Genomic DNA, 19,385 nt, shown 5'->3' on the forward strand with positions numbered 1-19,385 from the left:
GTGGTGACCGCGATACTCGCCTTGGACCTGTCGATCGATGGCTAAGAAGACCCAGAAGCCGCCCATCGGACCCATTGCGGGTGTCTACGAGATCGACACCGGCACCTGTGCGCTCGTTCGCGACACGTTGACCGCCGACGGGTGGATCATCGAGGTCAACGGTGTCCCGAGTTCGCACATCGATGTCGACGATCCGACCCAACTCGACTTCGAGTACATGCGCTGGATGGCGGGACTCGTACGGCATCATCAGTTTCCGGGTCCACGGTTGCGGGCGTTGCACCTCGGCGGTGGCGCGTGCACTCTCGCCCGCTACTTCGCATCCGTGTTCCCCGACGCCAGACAGGTGGTCGTCGAATTGGACGGCGCGCTGGCACAGCTCGTTCGCGAGTGGTTCGACCTGCCCCGAGCGCCGTTGCTTCGCATCCGGGTGGGAGAAGCACGTGCCGTCACCGAGACGCTGACGGAGGACAGCCGCGATCTCGTCGTCCGCGATGTGTTCGCCGGAGCGCTCACTCCCGGTCCGTTGCTGACACTCGAATTCGCCGAGCACGTCCGACGGGTTCTCGCACCGGGCGGCATCTACGTCGTCAATTGTGGTGACACCCGCGATCTGACGCTGGCGAAGCGTGAGGCCGCCACGATCGGCAGCGTCTTTCCGCACCTGACGATCATCGCGGATCCGGCGATGCTCAAGGGGCGACGCTACGGCAACGTGGTCATCGCGGGGAGTGATGTGCCCCTGGGCGAGGATCCTGGACTTGCTCGCGAACTACTCGGCGGCGCTGTGCCGGCGCAGGTGTGGTCGGACGAGCGGGTACGCACTTTTGCGCGAGATGCGAAACCCCTACGAGATACTTGATCCCCACAGCCGTGTCGCGCATAGGGTGGAAGGGTCAACGCCCGCTCGCGAATGTTGCAGAAGGATACGAACAATGGCGCTCATCGCTCTGCTCGATTTGAAGTTCAAGCCCGACATGCTCGACGAGGCCAAGGTGGTACTCGCCAAAGTCCTCGCCGACACCCGGGCGTTCGATGGCTGCCAAGGAGTCGACGTGCTCGTCGATGCCGACGACGAAACTCATTGGATCGCCTACGAGCGTTGGGAATCCGCCGAAGCGGACGCGAAGTACCGTGAGTTCCGTGCGGGAGAAGGAAAGGTCACCGAGCTCGGCCCACTCCTCGCCGGTGCCCCGGGCCTGAGCAAGTTCACCGTGGCCGACGTGTGACAGTGGCCGACGTGTGACAGGGACTGATTTCTGACGGGTTTCTACGCGGGCCTGCCCGTGTAGAAACCCTGCACCATGTCGAATCCCAGTTCGGCCGCGACGCGCAGTTCGGCCTCGGACTCGACGCCCTCCATGATGAGCGTCGAGCCGATTTCGCGCGCGAATGCCGCAAGGGCTGCTGCTGCAGCCCGGCGCGCCGGATCCTTGTCGATTCCGTGCACGAGCGTGTAGTCGATCTTCAGCGTGTCCGGTCTGAGTTCGACGACTTGACGCAGACCGGCGAACCCGGCGCCGACGTCGTCGACGGAGATCTTGACCCCGGCGCTGCGCATCGATTCGACGGAGCGTGCGACGGATCGATAGTCGTCGACACGTTCGTGTTCGGTGATCTCGAGGTAGAGGGTTCGTGTCGCGAGGTGTGGTGAGAGCCGTGTCATCAGATCCGTCGACCGGATGGTTTCGGCGGATGCGTTGATCGACACGAATGCCGAGGCCGGCAACGTGTGCATGGCAGCGAGGGCAACGTCGATCGCAGCGAGTTCGAGTTGGGGACCGACACCGGCTCGGGTGGCGTCACGAAACCAGATCATCGGCGATCCGTGACCGAACGGGAATCGCGAAAGTGCCTCGTAGCCGACCACTTCGGAGGTGAATGTGTCACAGATCGGTTGGAACGCCACGCTAGGGCCGCCGCCGTCGAGCAGAGCTTGGATTCGGTCCCGAACGACGAGCGGATCTGTCCCGTACCTCGGGTTTGCGTCGTGCTGCGGAGTCTTGTTGCGGTACAGGTCGATATCGGCGACCGCGATGAGCCGGCGCAGAAGCGCACCGGTGCTGTCTCCCCGGATCATCGTGTCCCCGGCAGAACCGGCGCTGGTAGTGACGGGTGGGCCGGTGAACGATTCCTCGAGCGCGCGGCGAATTCTGAGCTCCGCATCACTCACCTCGGATTGTGTTCCGAGGTGAACACAGACGAACTCGTCACCGCCGAGGCGTGAGACCACTGAGTTTTCGGAACCTGCGTGCATCAGGCGTTCGGCCACTTCGACGAGCACCGCGTCGCCCGTCGGGTGCCCGTACCGGTCGTTGATCATTTTGAATGCATCGATATCGATGACAACGACTCCGATGGCGCGTGCTTCCGGTCGGAGTCCGGCGCCGACCCGATTGAGCTGTTCGACCATGTCGAACAGCCCTCGACGATTCCACAGTCCTGTCAGCGGATCGCGGAGGGCACCCCGTGCCCGTTCGCGGAGGTAACGGAGATACGGGCGCAGCGCGAACGGCGTGACGAACAACGAACCGAGAGTGACCGCGCGGGAAGCGACCGACCACGGGTCGGCGCCCGATTGCATGGCTATCGCAGCCAGAGTCAGTAGCGTGATCACGGACAGGATCAGATGGGCGGTCAGCACTTTCGGCGATGTGGACACGATCGCGAAGACAGCCACTATCGAGAGCATGGCGCAGCCGGGCATGGCTTCGAAGCTGGAGTCGAACAATGCCAGCACGAAGACGATTCCGATATCCGCCCACAGCACGTACAGAGTCGCGAGCAGTCGATTAGGCCACGGCCTGAAGAACCACAGCAACCCAACCGGAATCGTCGACGCCGCCGCGAGCCCGACCAGAACGGATTCGATCGCACCCAACTGTCCGGACGGAATCATCAGGAGTCCTGAGACGCCGAAGGTCAGTGTCAGCAGGCCGATGATCACGCGGCCCCGCAGTTCGCTCTCGGGGGCGAGCACGCCCGCTTGCCCGATGTCGAAGGTATTGACGCCGTACGGATTGGATTCGATGGGAGCGGGGCGGCGACCATCGATCGGCGTGGTACTGGTCGACGCTAGGTCCTCCCCCACACCGGAACCTCTCTACGTGGAACGCGCATGTCTACCCGGTGACATCACTGCAGCACGTGTCGATCACTCGTTCGTGGGGCCCGGCCCGGTCCCACGGAACCTTGCGGTGACCCTACCAGCGGAAAGATCGACCGAGCTGCGCTTTCGGTAGTGGGACCGAACCCGCCGCCTAGTCCGTGCCGGACTCGATGGCTGCGTGATCCAACGCATCGGAGTTGATCTGCGAGCCTTCTGCGCTGCTTGCCGCGATCGCTGCCGCGCCTCCAGGAGGAAGATCGCCGATGAGATCGCCCCACGCGGTGAGCTGTTGTTGGGCCGCGTACTGCTCGAGCTTGCTGCGGGAATCGGCGATGTCGAGGTTGCGCATGGTCAGCTGCCCGATGCGGTCTCCGGGGAAGAACGCTTGATCCTGGCTACGTTCCATCGACAGCTTCTCGGGGTGGTAGCTCAAGTACGGGCCCGTGGTGTCGACGATGGTGAAGTCCTGACCGCGCCGCAGCCGTACCGTCACGCTGCCGGTCACGACATTGCCTACCCAGCGTTGCAGGCTTTCGCGCAGCATCAGTGCCTGCGGGTCGAACCAGCGGCCCTCGTACAGCAGACGCCCGAGTCGACGACCCTCGTTGTGGTACATCGCGACGGTGTCCTCGTTGTGAATGGCGTTGAGGAGTCGCTCGTAGGTGATGTGCAGCAACGCCATCGCAGGAGCTTCGTAGATGCCGCGGCTCTTGGCCTCGATGATGCGATTCTCGATCTGATCCGACATCCCGAGCCCGTGACGTCCGCCGATCGCGTTGGCCTCCATGACCAGGTCGACGGCACTGTCGAACGTCGTGCCATTGATGGCGACCGGCCGTCCGCGCTCGAACTCGACGGTGACGTCCTCGGTCTCGATCTCGACTGCGGGATCCCAGAACCGGACTCCCATGATCGGATTGACGATCTCGAGTGACGTGTCGAGGTATTCGAGGCTCTTTGCCTCGTGGGTTGCACCCCAGATGTTGGCATCGGTGGAGTACGCCTTTTCGGCGGAGTCGCGGTACGGCAGGTCGTGCTCGGCCAGCCACACGGACATCTCGTGGCGCCCTCCGAGCTCGGTGACGAATGCCTTGTCCAACCACGGCTTGTAGATCCGCAGTTCGGGGTTCGCGAGCAAACCGTAGCGGTAGAACCGCTCGATGTCGTTGCCCTTGTAGGTGGAGCCGTCGCCCCAGATCGAGACGCCGTCTTCCTGCATCGCGCGGACCAGCAGCGTGCCGGTGACCGCGCGGCCGAGCGGAGTGGTGTTGAAGTAGGTCTGGCCCGAGGACCGGATATGGAAGGCGCCGCACGTCAGAGCGGCCAGGCCTTCCTCCACCAAAGGACCGCGGCAGTCGACGAGGCGTGCCTGCTCGGCGCCGTAGGCGCGTCCACGCTCGGGCACGTCGGAAAGGTCCGGTTCGTCGTACTGTCCGATGTCGGCAGTGTAGGCGTACGGGACAGCGCCGCGTTCGCGCATCCACGCCACCGCGACGGAGGTGTCGAGACCGCCGGAGAATGCGATGCCGATGCGTTCACCGACGGGAAGTTCATGCAGTACCTTCGTCACGCGAGCATGGTATCCGCTCGGTCACTCCAGGAAGAAAACGGTGTCCGCGAGCCTTGCGCCGTTCACCTGTATCTCCAGGGCGTGCTCACCCGGGTAGTAGCGTCGAGTTGTGATGGGCCGGAACGAATGTGTGCGCGTGAGGGTCTCCCGTGCGCCCGGTTGCAGTGTCCTCGTCGTCAGCTTGAACACCTTCGGGCTTCGGCTGCCGTTGGCGCGGACGTGGTGGATCACGTAGTCGACCGCGACGGCCAGCGGCGATGCGGTGGTGTTCGCGAGTTCGAACGTGAACGTCGTGCTCCCGCCCATCGTCACCCGCTGCGGAGTCAGCGTCGGCGTCGTGGCGACGACGCCGACGGGTGCGGCGAAACCGAGCAGCGACAGGGCGCCCTGGTCACCATTCTTGATCAACGTCCTCAAGGCATGCCTGACGAGCTTCGGCGTGTTCGAGTCCGGCGCAGACGACCATTTTCGGGCCTGTTCGACGACGTGCCCCGGGTCGGTTCGGCTCAGATCGTTGAGGTGATTGGCGACGGATCGGCGGACGTACTCGGATTCGTCACGGTAGAGGGCATCGAGGATGTCGGTGGTGGCATCGGGCCGAGCGGTGAGAGCCGAGACCCGTCGGGCCCACGGCAGGAACGGGCGGGTGCCCTCGGACGCGAGCCTGCGAACGTGTTCGTCCTCGTGCGTCGTCCATGTGAGTGCAGTGCGGAGGGTGCGATTCAAGTCCGCGTCCAGGAAGGTACGGATTGCGAACTCGCCGGTCAAGCGCGGGGTCAGCTCGGCGAGAAGCGCGAGCCCCGAATCGAATTCGGCGGTCCCGTGGGATGTGGCCCGTACCGCAAGGGCTTCGCTGACGGGCCAGATCATCCAGCCGGTGAAACTCTTCTTACGCAGTGCCGTCCGAATCTTCTTCTCGAACGGCGCGTACGTCGGCGGAAGCTCGCGCAGGAGTGCATCGCGGACCAGCCGGGTTCGATCGCTCAGGCTCAGACCCGTGAACTCTGCAGTGGTAGCAGCAGTCTCGGGGAGGTGGCCGCCGAAGCACGCAACCAGGTCGTCGACGACAGAGGGGCCGAGGAGTTCATCCGCAGTGGGCACCGTCAGACCATGTCCTTCTCGGTGAGCCAGCGCAGAATGGGCCATCCGCAGAACACCGGCAGCCAGCAGGTGAGTACGCGGTACAGCAGCACCGACGGCACCGCGATGCTCGCGGGCAGACCGAACGCGGCGAGTCCGCCGATCAACGCGGCTTCGACGGCTCCGACGCCGCCCGGGGTCGGAGCTGCGGCTGCGAGCGTTCCGCCGATCATCGTGACGACGGTGACCGTGACGAACGTGGTGCCACCGCCGAATGCTTCTATGCTCGCCCACAGTGCGAGTGCAGCGCCGAGAGTGGTTGCCGCGCAGCCGAGAACGATGATCGCGGATCGTCTGGGGTCTTTTGCGAGATCACCGAGCTCAGCGAAGACTTCTTTGAGTTGAGGTCGCACGGCGTTGCGCAACCAGTGCCGAAGCGTCGGCACGAACATGAATGCTCCGACGATGCCGAGGGCGACACCCGCGATCAGATACAGCACCGTCGGGTCGGGTACGAAATGGCCGAGATCAGCCGATGTGCCCGCCACGATGGAGAAGAAGATCAACAGGCCCAGATGGGTGATCACCTGGACCGACTGTTGCAGCGCTACCGCGGCGGTCGCACGTACAGCACCGATGCCGCCCTTCTGCAGGAAGCGGACACTGAGCGCAAGGCCGCCGACCCCGGCGGGCGTCGTCGTCGCGGCAAACGTGTTGGCCACCTGCATGATCGTCAGATTGCGGAAACTCACCAGACCTGATGCGCATGCCCACAACGCAGCAGCAGCGCCGATGTAGGTCAGAGCCGATACCGCGAGACCGAGGAGCGCCCACCACCAGTTGGCACTCTGGAGCTCCGTCACGAATGTCGGCACCGCACTGATGAACGGATAGGCCACGTAGACGAGAGCGATCAGCAGCACGAGCTGAATGATCTGGTTGCGGGTGAATCGGGTGACCTGTTCGATCTCGATCTTCTCGGTGCCGGTCTGTGTCACGACCTCCTCGCGTACCTCCTTCATGAAGACCTTGCCGTCGGGCACCGACGCCAGCACACGCGTCGGAATCGCCGTCGGGGTCAGTCGTCCGGCAGCGGTGATCACGGTGTCCTCGCCGAGGGTGTCGATCGCGATGCGGACTGCGCGTTCCTTGCCGAACAGCGCCGAAGTGGACAGCAACAGCTGTGCGACGTCCGATTGCATCTGGGCGTCCGATGCACCGAGTTCGGCGTTGGAGAAACCGCCGAACAGGGCCTTGCCGCTGTCGTTCCGCAATTCGGCGCTGCGGAGATCACCGTGGGAGATCTGGTAGCCGTGCAGCGTCTGAAGCCCGGTCCAGATGCTGGTGGCCAGGGTGTCCGGTGACGATTCGTCGACCGGTATTCCACGAGGCGCGGTGTGGGCGAACAGGGCCCATCCTCGGTCCAGCGCGGACACCGCGAGTGGTTTGCTGCTCGCGACGCCGAGGTCACCTATCGCTATACCCATCAACGCCCGATGCTCGACGGCTCGGCGCATCGACGCATGCAGCGGGGCACTTTCGCTGTTGCGGAACGAGAGCCACCGCCACACCTGGCGTAGAGCGCCGCCGCTGCGTTGGTTCTGTCCGTACATCTCGACGATGACCTCGGGCTCGGGCCCCTCGGCCTTCGCGGACAGCACCAGCGGACCTGGGCCCGCGGGCTTCAGTACGTGGAACGAGGTGACGGTGTGGCCGCGCTTGGCCAGCAGCCGCACGGCAGCGTCGAGCGGGACCTCCAGTGCCGGGGTGCCGACGACGAGCACGATCAGCGCGCCGACACACCAGCCCACCGACAGTCCGAGCAGCGATCGAGCAGGGACGACGGTACTGACGAACAGGTGGATCGGAACGAACGCCAGCAGGAGGAACCACCACACGCGGCGCCAGCGGGCAGGCAGCCAGGGCCCGGAGACCGTGAGCACGGCGGCGAGCATCGCGATCCAACGGGAATCGTCGAGGAACTGAGATAGGAATGTGTCGAGTCGGTCCGGCACATCGAGGTGCCATGCGGGCGTCGAGATGCCGGTTCCGGTGATCGACAGGGCGAGACCTGCGATGAGGCCGGCGGCAGCGTAGCCCGCCAGCAGCTTCCATTGACGCCCCGCGATCAGCCCGATGAGGATTCCGAACGGCAGAGCCAGTATGGCGATGCCGTACAGGAGGTAGACGAGATTGGACTGGTCCGGGCTGAGTACCCCGACGATGTTCGAGACCGAGGTCTCGAGCGCATCCCACTGGTTGCGCGTGACGAGCGAACCAGCGATGACGGCCGCGAGGAGGAGCGCGGACGACACGACACGCAGAATGTCGCTCGTGCGTCGAACGAGCGGCTGCAGCAGACGGCCCGTGACCGGAATGTCTCGCCCGTCGACTCGCATGATGTGTCGTTCTTTCGGTTGTTCCTACTTGCGCCGATCGACGCGCAAGGGTCAACCTACCGGTTCAGGCGCCTGTTCAACTCGTTCCGTACCGCGGGCCACTCGGATTCGATGATGGAGAACACGACGGTGTCACGCAGGGAACCGTCGGGCATGCGTTGGTGATTGCGCAGGATCCCATCCTGTTTCGCACCGAGGTGCGCAATGGCCGTCCGGGACTGCATGTTCATCCAGTGCGTCCGGAATTCGACTGCAATGCACTGCAACTGCTCGAACGCGTGGGTCAGCAATAGTAGTTTGCTGGCCGTATTGGTGCCGCTGCGATGCGCCGATGTCGCGTTCCAGGTCGATCCGATCTCGACGCGACGGTGTGCCGCATCTGCGTTCATGTAGGTCGTCATCCCGATGATCTGTCCGGTGTCGTTTCGTCGAACGGTGAACGGCAACATCGATTGCGCGTGCAGGAGGCCGAGTCGCCGGTCGATCTCGACGGCCATGTCCTCGGGGCGAGGTACGGAGGTGTACCAGAGGTTCCACAGCTCGCCGTCGCGGGCGGCGTCGCACAATCCCTCGAGATGGTCGTGGCTCAGCGGTTCCAGCGTCACGACGTCATTGGACAGGGTCACCGGCTGCAGAAAGGTCACGTTGGGTGACGATACGTCGTGTCGGCCCGCTACAGCAGTAATTCTGTTGGCGCCGGGTTTGGGTCCGAGCTAGCGTCGGGCCATGCACATCGCGATGATCGGTACGACGGCTCCGAGTCACATCTACCCGTCACTCGGTCTGATCGCCGAGCTGGTACGGCGCGGACACCGGGTGAGCTACGCCGTCGGTGACGTGCTGGCGCACCTGGTCGATCCCGCAGGTGTCGAGGTAGTGCGGTTCGATTCGATTCTCCCTCGGGGAGAGGACAATTGGCCCGACGATCCCGCTGAGGCCATGCGTGTGTTTCTCGACGAGGCCATCTCGTCGTTCGATGTCCTCACCGGTTTCTACGATGGTGACCGACCTGATCTACTGCTGTACGACATCGGCGGGTTGGCTGCACCCGTGCTAGGGCGACGCTACGGCGTGAAGGCGGTGCAGCTCTCGCCCGCGATGGTCGCGTGGGACGGGTACGAGGAGGATCTCGCCGAGGTGCTGGGTCCTCTCCGCGAGTCCGATTCTGGACAGGCCTACCGCGCGGCCTATTCGAACTGGCTCTCCGACAACGGCATCGATGCCGATCCATGGAACTGGATCTCGCATCCCGAGCATGTGCTGTCGCTGATTCCGCGAGCGATGCAGCCGAACGCGGACAGAGTGCCGGATCGAGTGCGTTTCGTCGGGCCGTGCCTCGACCCGGCGCGGTTCAGCGAGCGTGGTTGGACTGCGCCCGCATCGGGTGTGCGTGTTCTGTACGTGTCGTTCGGAACCGGATTCAACGAGCGCCCCGACTTCTATCGCACCTGCATCGAGGCCTACACCGGCTCCGACTGGCACGTCGTGATCTCCATCGGTGACCGGATAGACCCAGCTGTTCTCGGTGATGTGCCGTCGAACATCGAGATTCACCCGCGGGTTCCGCAACTGGCGGTGCTCGATACCGCAGCCGCATTCGTGACGCATGCGGGGATGGGCGGGTGCACGGAGGCGCTGTGGTTCGAGGTTCCGACCGTCGCGATCCCACAGGCCGTCGACCAATTCGGCAATGCAGCGTTACTCGAGGAACTCGGCGTCGGTGTTCAGTTGAAGTTCGAGGATGTCACGGTCGACGTGCTGCGCGCCGCGGTCGAGAAGGTCGCGGATTCCTCCGACATCAGGGCTCGCCTCGCCGAGGTGGGTGGTTCGGTTCGCGGTAGTGGCGGAATAGCGAAGGCCGCGGATGCAGTGGAGGCCAGTCGCTGACACTCCGATCGACCGGTACGCCGCCTCGGTGCACCATCATTCTGATGGCAGGCATGATGGTCTGCGTGCCCGCTGTCATCCGACGTCGATTCACGTCGATGCACCTGTTCGCGGCAGTGTTGGTGGCGGCGATATTGTTTCAACAGTCGTTGGTCGGCTTGGTCAACTCCAGGCCGACACTGCAGACCGCCGCCACCGTCTTCACCGGTGTGTTCGTACAGGCGACACCGTTTCTGGTGCTCGGTGTTCTGATCAGCGGGGCGATCGCGGCATTCGTGTCCCCGCGGGTGCTGCGCGCAGTGCTGCCCAAGCGCGAATCGGTAGCGGTCGGTGTGGCTGGATTGGCGGGCGCCGCGCTGCCTGGGTGTGAATGTGGGGCAGTGCCGGTTGCGCGGCGACTGATGGATCAGGGGGCACCGAGCGCGGTGGCGGTCACGTTCCTTCTGTCCGCTCCGGCGATCAACCCGGTTGTTCTGGTCTCCACCGCCGTCGCCTTTCCCGGTGAGCCGAGGATGGTCGTGGCTCGGTTGGTGGGCTCGCTCGCGACTGCATGGGTCATGGGGTTGCTCTGGTCTCGGTTCGGGCGGACCGAGTGGATCACCGCCCGGCTGAGCAACCACGATTCCGACCCGAACGGCTACCGATGGACGGTGTTCACCGAATCCGCTCGTCACGATCTGTTGCAGGCCGGTTCGTACTTGGTCCTCGGGGCTGCCGCCGCGGCGGCGCTGCACGTACTGGTGCCGACGTGGGTCTATGACCACCTTGCCGGGCAGATGCTCCTCGCGATCGGTGTCATGGCGCTTCTGGCGGTGGTTCTGGCGTTGTGCTCGGAGGCCGACGCTTTCGTGGCAGCGAGTATCTCGATGCTGCCGTTGCTGCCGCGACTGGTGTTTCTGGTGGTCGGACCCGCGGTGGATGTCAAACTCGTCGCCATGCAAGCGGGCAGCTTCGGCCGGGGCTTCGCGGCCCGGTTTGCCCCGCTCACCTTCGTCGTCGCAATCGTGTGTGCTTGTGCCGCAGGCTATCTCGTTCTCGGTGGCATCCGGTGAACCGCGAAACCGCCAACGTTCTGCTGCTACTGGTCGGCGGGACGCTGATCAAGATCGCCGCCGACGGCAGCTACGTTCGCTACGTCAAACCTGGACTTCTGCAGTATCTGGTTGCCTCGGGTCTTGTCATCGTCGTCTTGGCGGTGGCCGCGATCGCCGCTGACGTGCGTCGCGGACAGGCCGCCGACGACGGCCACGCAGACGGGCATCGGCACAGCACCCGGCCCTACTGGATGCTCTTGGTGCCGGCAGCGGTAATTCTGTTCGTGGCGCCGCCCGCTCTCGGGGTTTCATCGGTTGGATCATCGACGGCGCCGCAAACAATGACCGCACCGGAAAAGTCTGCGTTTCCACCCCTCCCGGACGGCGCCGCACCGGAACTATCGCTCCTCGACGTCATCGGACGGGCAGCCCGCGACTCGACCGGCAGCCTCGATGGCCGGGAGATCACCACCACCGGTTTCGTGGTCGTGACCGCTGACAATGGTGAATTCGACTTGGCGCGGGTGCTGATCACGTGTTGCGCTGCCGACGCCCGCACCATCCGGGTCCACCTCGACGGGAATGTCGGCGGCAATCTCGACGGCATCCCCGAAGGGACCTGGCTCTCGGTCACGGGGGTGGTAGTGCCCGGGTCAGCCGACGCCGGAACCAACTACACACCAACTCTCACGGTCACGAACGTGGTGCGGATCCCGGCGCCGGCCAACACGTACGCGTATTGAGACAGACTGCTTCTCAGCGCGGGCGGTGCGCTGTCACCGGTGTTGGCTGCGATCCTGCACAACGCGTCGTCGGTTGCGGTGGTCGGCAACAGTTCACGACTGATCCGCTACCGCCTCTGACCGGTCCGCGCCGTGCACCCGCCAGGCGCGGGAGGAAAGCAGTCGCATTCCGTTGAGAGCGACGATGACGGTCGAGGTTTCGTGGCCGGCGACGCCGATGGGCAGGGGCAGGGTGCCGATCAGGTCCCATGCAACGAGGACGACGATGAATGTGGCCGCGATTACGAGGTTGGCGACCACGATTCGATGTGCTCGACGTGAGAGGTCGATGACCGACGCCAGTGCTCCGAGGTCGTCGCGCACGAGCACAGCGTCTGCGGTGTCGAGGGCGAGGTCGGAGCCCGTGCGGCCCATGGCGACACCGATGTCGGCCGCTGCGAGGGCCGGGGCGTCGTTGACTCCGTCGCCGACTACGAGAACGCGGTATGGCGTGCCTTCTCCTCGTTGAGAGCCGCGTGCTTGTAGTTCGGTCACGGCGTCGGCTTTGTCGTCCGGTAGCAGTCCTGCGTGCACGTCCCAGATCCCGGTCCGCTTGGCTACGTTCAGTGCGGCCGAGCGGTTGTCGCCGGTGAGTAGCACGGCGGGATTTCCGGTGATGCGTTCGATTTCGGCGACGGCCGTCCATGCGCCGGGACGGACTGTATCGACCAATCCGATGACGCCGACGGGTCGGCGCTCGATCCACACGAGGACTACCGTCATGCCCGCCGCTTCACATTCGTCGACGATTCGCTTGGTCGGCGAGCCCAATTCGGCACCAATCGGTTTGGTCACCGCAATTGCTCGACCGTCGAGGTGTGCGCTCACACCGGCGCCTGGCGTCGACTCGAATCCCGATGCGACCGGCACCGATATTCCGCGGATGCGGGCGAAGTCGACGATCGCCGCACCGATCGGGTGTTCGCTCCCCATCTCGGCCGCAGCGGCTATGCGAAGGACTTCGTCCTGGTTCAACCCGGTGACGGCGTCGATGCGATCGACTCGGGGTGTTCCCTCGGTGAGCGTGCCCGTCTTGTCGAACACAACCACATCGGACAGACGGAGCTGCTCCAGCACTACGGCGGACTTGATCAGGATGCCGTGGCGTCCGGCGGTGGCCATCGCAGCGAGTAGCGGCGGCATCGTCGCGAGAACGACCGCGCACGGTGACGCGACGATCATGAAGGTCATCGCGCGCAGCAGAGCGGACTGCAGATCACTGCCGAACAGCATCGGTATCGCGAATACCGCTGCAGTAGCGACCACTACGCCGGATGAGTAGTACTGCTCGACCTTCTCGATGAACAGTTGCTTTTTCGCTTTGGTCGCCGATGCACGTTCGACCATCGCCACAATTCGGGCAACCACCGTCTCGGAGGGGTCGACGGTGATGCGGACACGTACCGATCCGGTGCCGTTGATGGTGCCGGCGAAGACGTCGTCGCCGACAGCTTTGAACACCGGGATCGACTCGCCGGTGATGGAGGATTGGTCGATGTCGGAATTGCCGTCGACGATCATGCCGTCGCCGGGAATGCGCTCGCCGGGGCGGACGATGACGATGTCGTCGATGTGGAGATCGGCGGCATCGACCCGCCGCTCGTCACCGCTGGTGTCGACGGTCGTGGCAGTCTCGGGTGCGAGATCGAGCAGGCCCCGGATCGAGTCGGCGGTGCGCCTTGTCAGCACAGCTTCCAAGGCGCCCGAGGTGGCGAAGATGACGATCAACAATGCGCCGTCGAAGATCTGGCCGATCGCTGCGGCACCGAGCGCGGCGACGATCATCAGCAGATCGACATCGAGGGTTTTGCCTTTGAGCGCGCGCAGACCATCGAGTGCCGATTCCCATCCGCCGACGGCGTAGCAGGCCAGGTACAGCGCCCAGAACAGCCACTCCGGTGCGCCGGAGAGTTGTGCGGCGAGACCGGCCAGGAACAGTGCTGTGGCCGTGAGCGCCCATCTGACCTCGGTGACTGCGAGCGGAGACGTCCGGATGACGCCGGGTGTGTCCCGCTGTGCTCTGGGCGCGGATGCGGTGTCGATGGTCATGGGGCACTTTCCGTGAACTGTGGGTGGTCCTGCCCCAAGGTACAGGATTATATGAAGACCTTTACATGTGTACATAAACTATAGTTGTCGCATGGGTCATGGGGTCGAAGGGCGTAGCACTCCGCCCGCGCAACTGGACGCCGAATCCGCAGCAACGGTGGCGGCCACCCTTCAGGCGCTGGCCACACCGAGTCGACTGCGAATCCTCACCCAGCTACGTCAGGGCCCGAGTGGGGTCAACGACCTCGCGGCCGCGGTGGAGATGGAGCAATCCGCAGTCTCGCACCAGCTTCGACTGCTACGGGCGATGGGTTTGGTCACCGGCGCTCGATCGGGCCGCAGCGTCATTTACCGGCTCTACGACAACCACGTTGCACTGCTGCTCGATGAAGCGGTTTATCACATCGAACACCTCGGACTGTCAGCTGGCGTCGACTCGGCCTGAGGTAGTGGCGCTGGCCTGACCTGTGCCGCTGCGGGGCACGATTTGTGTTCACAAACCAACCCCTTTACAGTTCTTTCGACAACGATTGTCGAAGTCACTGCCATTAAGCCTCACACCATCACGTCCGGGAGATACCCCTTGCTCGTCGTCGATCAGTTGTGCGTCGACGCGGGCCGAACCCGCATCGTCGACGAAGTCTCGTTCGAGATCGCCGCCGGTCAGCGCGTCGGTCTTCTCGGCGCGTCGGGCTCGGGCAAGTCGCTGACCGCGTCCGCGATCATCGGGCATTTGCCCCCGGGCATCACTTCCACTGGCGTCATCACCATCAACGGCCACGATGTCGCGGGAATTGCAACGCCGCGCCGCCACCGCGACGCCCGACCTGCCATGGTCTTCCAGGATTCCGCGACAGCGCTGAATCCGATGGTCACCGTCGGCGCGCAGCTCCGCGCGCCCGCTCGGGCGTCCAAGTCCGACGTCGCGGCCCTACTCGCGCAAGTTGGGTTCCGCGAGCCCGACCGCATACTCGGCTCACACCCGCTCGAGCTCTCGGGTGGGCAACGCCAACGCGTCTGTATCGCGCTGGCCATTGCGTGCCGCAGCCCGCTTCTGGTCGCCGACGAGCCGACCACAGCCCTCGACGTCGTCACGCAGGCGCGGGTGCTCGACGCCTTGAAGGCAGTCGACGTCGCCATGCTCTTCATAACCCACGACGTAGCGGTCGCATCGCAGCTCTGTGATCGGCTGATCGTGATGGAACGCGGACGCATCGTCGAACAGGGCATGACCGCCGACATCGTCGAGCGTCCGACAGCCGAACTGACGAAAGCTCTCGTAGCCCGCGCTCACGCGGCCGACCCGTTGCGGGCGCTCTCCGAGAGCCTCAGTCGATGAGCCTGGTGGCATCCGGTGTGGCCCGGCACTACCTTCGGCACGGCACGAGCCACACTGCACTGGGCGGCGTCGATCTCGACATCGCTCCCGGCGCGCGCATGGCTCTTGTGGGGGAATCGGGTTCGGGAAAGACCACCCTGCTGAAATTGCTTCTGGCGCTGGACCGGCCGGATTCGGGCACGGTCACACTCGACGGCACTCCCGTCGTCCCGGGACCGGCACGCTCGCTCCGGTGGTTTCGCCGACGCGTGCAGTACATCCCGCAGGACCCGGCCACCTCGCTCGACCCCAGAAACAGCGTCGTCGACCTCGTCGCGACACCACTGCGGCTCCTCGGCTCCGAGGGCGACCATCGTGCGCTCGCTCGAAATGCCCTCGCCGCAGTGGGTTTGAACGAACGCTTTCTCCAGCGCCGGCCCTCGGAGCTGTCGGGTGGTCAGAACCAGCGCGTGGCCATCGCTCGTGCAGTGGCGTGCAAGCCCGAATACCTGCTGGCAGACGAGCCTGTGAGCGGCCTCGACCTGGACCTGCGCGAGCAAGTCCTCGACGTTCTGAGCGAGCTGTCCACCCGAACATCGACGGCGCTGCTCGTGGTGTCCCACGACCTGTCGGTCGCTGCGCGGTTGTGCAGCGACATCTCGGTGATGTGCGACGGCTCGATCGTCGAATCCGATTCCACCGCAGAAGTTCTCACCAATCCATCCCATCCGCACACGCGCGCATTGCTCGACGCAGTGCCCCGCGTGCGATCAGCCTAGTCAGTTGCGATCAATCCAGTCACAGGAGAACACATGTCCCTCAGAACGATCCGCGCTGCGCGGCTCGGCGTAGTCGGCGCAGTCGGCGTCCTCGCACTCACGAGCTGCTTTTCCTCGCCTGCCAGCAATAACGATTCCGGCAGTGACGATGCCAGCGGGGAGCGCGCCCGACTGGCGATGCTGCAACCGCCTCGCTCCGGCCTCTCGCAGTTCAGCGACGATGCGTTCAAACTCTCCCGCTGGTCGACTGCCGAGACGCTGATCACGCTCGACGACCTGGGTGAGGCACTACCGGGCCTCGCCACCGACTGGGGACGCACCGACGATTTCACGTGGAGCTTCGACATTCGCCCGGACGTGACGTTTCACAACGGTGCATCCCTCGACGCGGACGCGGTGGTCACCGCCCTGACGGCGGCGACTCAGGCCGCCCCCAAACCTCGCATCCTCGACGGCGTCGAGATGACGGTTGCCGCCACGGGCAGTGATACCGTCACTGTCACAACCGAATTGGTCGACCCACTCTTGCCGCAGCGACTGTCGAGCCCGCAGCTGGCCATCCTCGCGCCGGTCGCGTACGAGGGAGGCGGACCCGTGAGTCCGATCGGCAACGGCACCGGTCCATTCGTGCTGACCAGCGTCGACGGCACCTCGAGCGCCGCCCTGGATCGCAACGAAAACTACTGGGGTGAAAAGGCGAAGCTTCCGGGCTTCGACGTCGACTTCGTGCCCGACGGCACCGCACGCGCCGCGTCGCTGCGCAACGGCACCGCCGACGTCGTGGAGGCAATCCCGGTGGGGCAGGCAGCTCTGATCGACGAGGAACTCGTGCACGAGGTGCCGATGCCGCGCACCAACACGCTCTATCTGAACACTGCGAACGGCGTGTTCGCCGACCCCGCCATGCGCGCGGCAGCCCGTGAATCCATCGACAAGGACCGCCTGGTCGAGCAGGTCTACGAAGGCCGCGCCGACGCCGCCAACGGCTTGCTCGGACCTGCACTCCCGTGGGCAGCCGATCGTCCGGAGCGCACCGAGGCTCCGGCGGGCGATGCGAATGGAAAGCGGATCACCCTCGCCACGTTCACCGACCGCGCCGAGCTTCCCGAGGTAGCAGTGCTACTGCAGCAGAAACTCGAAGCCAAGGGCTTCGTCGTCGAGCAGGTAGTACGCGAGTACCAGTTCATCGAAACAGACGCTCTCGAAGGTCGTTTCGACGCCTTCATCCTCTCCCGCGCGACAGTCCTCGACTCCGGTGACCCGGTGTCGTACATGTACTCCGACTTCGCGTGCGAGGGTTCGTTCAACATCTCGCAGTTCTGCGACCCGCAGGTCGACGCAGCCTTGGCTGCCGCATCGGCAACCGACCCCGGCGCCGACCGTCGCGCTGCGATTCTCGAAGCGGAACGGCTCATCCTCGAAAAGGATGCAGCGATCCCGATGCTGCACGAACGCGTCATCCAGGGTGAGTCCGCGCGGACCGTCGATGCTGCGCGCGACCCACGCGAGCGCACTCTGATCACCAGCCAGACCACGTTCGAGTAAACGACGTGAGAACAGGCGCGTGGATCGTCACGGCATCGCGAGTCGTCACCGTCCTCGGTGTCGTCGTCCTCCTCGGGATGTTGCCGTGGTTGTCCGATCGCGATCCCGCACTGAGCATTCTGCGGGCGCGGTCGGCCGAACAGGAGCCGACCGAGGAGGCACTCGACGCGATCCGCCGGGATCTCGGCCTCGACGTCGGTCCTCTGCGTATGTTCTGGGACTGGTTCACGGGCATCGTGCAGGGCGACCCCGGCACGTCATGGAATACCGGCAGACCTGTTCTCCCCGGTGCCGTCGACGCTCTCGGCGTCTCGCTCACGTTGATGGCGTGCGCCATGATTGTCGCGCTGGTCGTGGCCTCGCTCATCGTCCTGCCGACGCTGCGCGCCGGACTCCGCGGCACACCCCGTCGAACCGGTGGCGCCGGTGCTGCGTCGATGACCTCGATGCCCGAATTCCTTTTGGCCTCGGTGCTTGTCATCGTCGGCGCGGTGTGGCTGTCGTTCCCGGCCTACGGCTGGAACGGGCCCGAGTACGTTGTGCTGCCCGCGCTTGCGCTCGGTCTGCCGGCAGGCGGTCTGATCGGACGACTACTCGCCGATGCCGTCGCCGTGACCTTCACCGAGGGGTGGGTGACGACGTGGACGGTGGCCGGTTTCTCCAGGCGGAGGATCGCCGGGGCAGTCTTGCGGCGCGCACTACCTGGCCTCGCATCGCAGATCGGTCTCGTGATGGTGGCCATGACCGGTGGCGCGGTCGCCGTCGAAAAGGTGTTCGCTATACCAGGATTGGGTAGAACGACGCTCGGTGATGCACAATCGCAGGACCTGCCGGCGCTCCAGATCGACGTGCTGTTGCTGCTGGCGGTCAGCGCGGTTCTGGGTATCACCGCCGAACTGATCAGAAGGGCGATGCTTGGCAGCGCCCTCCGCGGCGGATCAATGCCTATCCCGTCCGGGGTGTTTGCGCCATCACCTCGCCGCTGGATCACCCCGATCGTGGCAGCATCGGTTCTCGTGGTGATGGTCGTTGCCGGATACCCCCGCGACGCGTACTACTCGACACGCGAGAAGTTCGCGTCGCCGTCGGCCGAATTTCCCTTCGGGACGGACGCTTCGGGCCGCGACCTACTCGCGCGAGTGTCCGAGGGCGCGATCTCGACGGTCGGACTCTCGCTGGCCGTCACCCTCGGCAGCTTCGTCGTCGGGGTGCTGTTCGGGTTGATCCCCAGGGTCTCTCGTGGGCTCGTCGAGGTCACCAACGCCGCCCCGCCAGTAGTGACGGGCATCCTGATCGCGGCGATCTGGGGTCCCAGTGCCGGGGGCGCCGCCGTGGCCGTGTTGATCGTGACGTGGGCTCCGCTCGCCGCTCATACTGCCGCGCTGGTCGAGGAGGCTCGGGCGCGTCCTTATATCGCGATCCTTCCGACGCTGGGCGCCAGTGAGGCAAGGATCCTTTTCGGATCCATCGTTCCGAGCGTTCTGCCCGCGATTTCCAGGCACGCGGTGCTGCGTCTACCCGGCGTGGCGCTGGCTCTGGCTGCGCTCGGATTTCTCGGGCTCGGACCGCAGCCGCCCACCCCCGACTGGGGTCTGATCCTCTCCGACGGTGTCGCAGGCGTCGAGCGAGCGCCGTGGGTCGTGCTCGCACCGCTTGCGTCGCTCATCGCTCTGGCCGTGCTGGCTGTATCCCTCGCCAGCGCCACGTCCGGGCGCACCCGCCGGACCGTGGACACGCAGCGGTTCCTGTAGCGTCGGCGTCGAACTGACGCTCGAACTGTTGGACTGGATGTGGAGAACAGCGTGACCGCGGGTACCGACTCGGACAGAAGAC

The 19,385-nt window shown here is 64.9% G+C and carries 16 protein-coding genes and 1 pseudogene; 11 read left to right on the forward strand and 6 right to left on the reverse strand.

Translation table 11 applies throughout. The features are described from left to right. The first annotated feature begins 37 nt into the window (after positions 1–37). Together A2J03_RS06655 and A2J03_RS06660 are read left to right on the forward strand one after the other, a co-directional pair. Positions 38–862: a spermidine synthase gene (locus A2J03_RS06655; protein ID WP_068371117.1), complete on the forward strand. Its 825-nt coding sequence runs from the start codon at positions 38–40 to the stop codon at positions 860–862. Between the two features lie 73 nt (positions 863–935). After that, positions 936–1,229 (forward strand): putative quinol monooxygenase, encoded by a 294-nt coding sequence (locus A2J03_RS06660; RefSeq protein ID WP_068371120.1) that lies wholly within the window; start codon positions 936–938, stop codon positions 1,227–1,229. Between the two features lie 41 nt (positions 1,230–1,270). Here A2J03_RS06660 and A2J03_RS06665 read toward each other — a convergent pair whose 3' ends face one another. From A2J03_RS06665 to A2J03_RS06685, 5 genes are all read right to left on the reverse strand, one after another. Next, positions 1,271–3,091 carry an EAL domain-containing protein gene (locus A2J03_RS06665; protein WP_231912399.1) on the reverse strand — a complete coding sequence of 607 codons (1,821 nt, stop codon included), beginning with the start codon at positions 3,089–3,091 and terminating at the stop codon, positions 1,271–1,273. Between the two features lie 169 nt (positions 3,092–3,260). Beyond that, positions 3,261–4,679: an argininosuccinate synthase gene (gene argG / locus A2J03_RS06670; protein WP_068371123.1), complete on the reverse strand. Its 1,419-nt coding sequence runs from the start codon at positions 4,677–4,679 to the stop codon at positions 3,261–3,263. Between the two features lie 21 nt (positions 4,680–4,700). After that, positions 4,701–5,780, reverse strand: a complete 1,080-nt coding sequence (locus A2J03_RS06675) for a DNA alkylation repair protein (protein WP_068371126.1) — start codon at positions 5,778–5,780, stop codon at positions 4,701–4,703. A 2-nt stretch (positions 5,781–5,782) separates the two neighbouring features. After that, complete coding sequence (locus A2J03_RS06680; RefSeq protein ID WP_068371129.1) at positions 5,783–8,158, reverse strand: lysylphosphatidylglycerol synthase transmembrane domain-containing protein; 2,376 nt, start codon at positions 8,156–8,158, stop codon at positions 5,783–5,785. Positions 8,159–8,214: 56 nt separating this feature from the next. Continuing rightward, on the reverse strand, positions 8,215–8,802 hold the full coding sequence (locus A2J03_RS06685) for a GNAT family N-acetyltransferase (protein WP_068371132.1): 588 nt from the start codon (positions 8,800–8,802) through the stop codon (positions 8,215–8,217). Positions 8,803–8,884: 82 nt separating this feature from the next. On the opposite strand from A2J03_RS06685, the gene A2J03_RS06690 reads away from it, so the two are divergent. The 4 genes and pseudogenes from A2J03_RS06690 to A2J03_RS31545 all read left to right on the forward strand — a co-directional run. Continuing rightward, positions 8,885–10,045: a macrolide family glycosyltransferase gene (locus A2J03_RS06690; RefSeq protein ID WP_068371135.1), complete on the forward strand. Its 1,161-nt coding sequence runs from the start codon at positions 8,885–8,887 to the stop codon at positions 10,043–10,045. A 44-nt stretch (positions 10,046–10,089) separates the two neighbouring features. Then, positions 10,090–11,097, forward strand: coding sequence for a permease (locus tag A2J03_RS06695; protein WP_442971327.1), 1,008 nt, complete (start codon positions 10,090–10,092; stop codon positions 11,095–11,097). Beyond that, on the forward strand, positions 11,094–11,822 hold the full coding sequence (locus A2J03_RS06700; protein WP_068371138.1) for a TIGR03943 family putative permease subunit: 729 nt from the start codon (positions 11,094–11,096) through the stop codon (positions 11,820–11,822). Before A2J03_RS06695 ends, A2J03_RS06700 begins: the two co-directional genes overlap by 4 nt. A 6-nt stretch (positions 11,823–11,828) precedes the next feature. Further along, positions 11,829–11,942: pseudogene (locus A2J03_RS31545) on the forward strand (hypothetical protein); the annotation flags it as partial. Here A2J03_RS31545 and A2J03_RS06705 read toward each other — a convergent pair. Then, positions 11,916–13,910: a heavy metal translocating P-type ATPase gene (locus A2J03_RS06705; RefSeq protein ID WP_082897650.1), complete on the reverse strand. Its 1,995-nt coding sequence runs from the start codon at positions 13,908–13,910 to the stop codon at positions 11,916–11,918. The pseudogene A2J03_RS31545 and the gene A2J03_RS06705 sit on opposite strands and share 27 nt — an antisense overlap. Before the next feature lie 91 nt (positions 13,911–14,001). Between A2J03_RS06705 and A2J03_RS06710 the strand changes: the two genes are divergently transcribed. The 5 genes from A2J03_RS06710 (at position 14,002) to A2J03_RS06730 (ending at position 19,303) form a co-directional block, all read left to right on the forward strand. Next, positions 14,002–14,355: an ArsR/SmtB family transcription factor gene (locus A2J03_RS06710; protein ID WP_068371140.1), complete on the forward strand. Its 354-nt coding sequence runs from the start codon at positions 14,002–14,004 to the stop codon at positions 14,353–14,355. A 138-nt stretch (positions 14,356–14,493) separates the two neighbouring features. Continuing rightward, positions 14,494–15,249, forward strand: coding sequence for an ATP-binding cassette domain-containing protein (locus A2J03_RS06715; RefSeq protein WP_197480643.1), 756 nt, complete (start codon positions 14,494–14,496; stop codon positions 15,247–15,249). Further along, on the forward strand, positions 15,246–16,007 hold the full coding sequence (locus A2J03_RS06720; RefSeq protein WP_068371143.1) for an ABC transporter ATP-binding protein: 762 nt from the start codon (positions 15,246–15,248) through the stop codon (positions 16,005–16,007). The genes A2J03_RS06715 and A2J03_RS06720 overlap by 4 nt, the downstream gene beginning before the upstream one ends. A 33-nt stretch (positions 16,008–16,040) precedes the next feature. Beyond that, positions 16,041–17,552, forward strand: coding sequence for an ABC transporter substrate-binding protein (locus tag A2J03_RS06725; protein ID WP_068371146.1), 1,512 nt, complete (start codon positions 16,041–16,043; stop codon positions 17,550–17,552). Between the two features lie 5 nt (positions 17,553–17,557). Continuing rightward, positions 17,558–19,303, forward strand: coding sequence for an ABC transporter permease subunit (locus A2J03_RS06730; RefSeq protein WP_068371149.1), 1,746 nt, complete (start codon positions 17,558–17,560; stop codon positions 19,301–19,303). Positions 19,304–19,385: the final 82 nt, after the last annotated feature.

The organism is Rhodococcus sp. EPR-157, assembly GCF_001647195.1.
Classification (GTDB): Bacteria; Actinomycetota; Actinomycetes; order Mycobacteriales; family Mycobacteriaceae; genus Rhodococcoides.

Excerpts from the sequence above, each read along its gene's own strand:
- A2J03_RS06660 (WP_068371120.1), top strand. The coding sequence starts at position 936 with ATGGCGCTCATCGCTCTGCTCGATTTGAAGTTCAAGCCCGACATGCTC.
- A2J03_RS06695 (WP_442971327.1), top strand. The coding sequence starts at position 10,090 with ATGGCAGGCATGATGGTCTGCGTGCCCGCTGTCATCCGACGTCGATTC.
- A2J03_RS06725 (WP_068371146.1), top strand. The coding sequence starts at position 16,041 with ATGTCCCTCAGAACGATCCGCGCTGCGCGGCTCGGCGTAGTCGGCGCA.
- A2J03_RS06720 (WP_068371143.1), top strand. The coding sequence starts at position 15,246 with ATGAGCCTGGTGGCATCCGGTGTGGCCCGGCACTACCTTCGGCACGGC.
- A2J03_RS06710 (WP_068371140.1), top strand. The coding sequence starts at position 14,002 with ATGGGTCATGGGGTCGAAGGGCGTAGCACTCCGCCCGCGCAACTGGAC.
- A2J03_RS06655 (WP_068371117.1), top strand. The coding sequence starts at position 38 with ATGGCTAAGAAGACCCAGAAGCCGCCCATCGGACCCATTGCGGGTGTC.
- A2J03_RS06690 (WP_068371135.1), top strand. The coding sequence starts at position 8,885 with ATGCACATCGCGATGATCGGTACGACGGCTCCGAGTCACATCTACCCG.
- A2J03_RS06680 (WP_068371129.1), bottom strand. The coding sequence starts at position 8,158 with ATGCGAGTCGACGGGCGAGACATTCCGGTCACGGGCCGTCTGCTGCAG.
- A2J03_RS06705 (WP_082897650.1), bottom strand. The coding sequence starts at position 13,910 with ATGACCATCGACACCGCATCCGCGCCCAGAGCACAGCGGGACACACCC.